This is a genomic window from Mesorhizobium sp. M8A.F.Ca.ET.202.01.1.1 (assembly GCF_004791595.1).
Taxonomy (GTDB): domain Bacteria; phylum Pseudomonadota; class Alphaproteobacteria; order Rhizobiales; family Rhizobiaceae; genus Mesorhizobium.
Genome location: NZ_SRUN01000088.1, coordinates 1 through 406, shown reverse-complemented (window position 1 = coordinate 406; position 406 = coordinate 1). Strand labels below are relative to the sequence as shown.

Here is a 406-nt window from a genome sequence, read left to right as displayed (position 1 = left end):
GGCCATTGACCGAGATGCGCGGCAAGGCATGCAGGAAGCCGGCATGCTCGGCGCGCAGCACGCCATGGCGCGTCGTCACCGCCGAGACGTAGCCGGCATCGCGGGCAAAGCCCACTTCGCGGCAGCCGACGGCGCTGGCATAGCCATAGGGATAGGCAAGATGGCGCGGCTCCTGGCCGAGCTTTTCCAGCAATATGCGCCGGACATCGCCGATCTCATGCCGCGCGTCGGCCTCCGAAAGCCGTTTCAGGTTGAGATGGTTGACGGTGTGAGCGCCGATCGTCACCAGCCCGTGCCCGGACAGGGCCCGGATCTCGTCCCAGCTGATCAGCGTGCTGGGGGGCGTTGTCGCCAGATCGATGCCGTTCACGCGCGCAAATTCGCGGAGCGTGGCTCGCTGGTCTTC

Annotated in this window: 1 protein-coding gene; it reads right to left on the bottom strand. The window is 66.7% G+C overall.

Going from position 1 to position 406, the window contains the following annotated elements:
• Positions 1-370 (bottom strand): polysaccharide deacetylase family protein (locus EN845_RS33965; protein ID WP_245511877.1); only part of this gene is annotated, 370 nt, incomplete at its 3' end.
• Between the last annotated feature and the right edge of the window lie 36 nt (positions 371-406).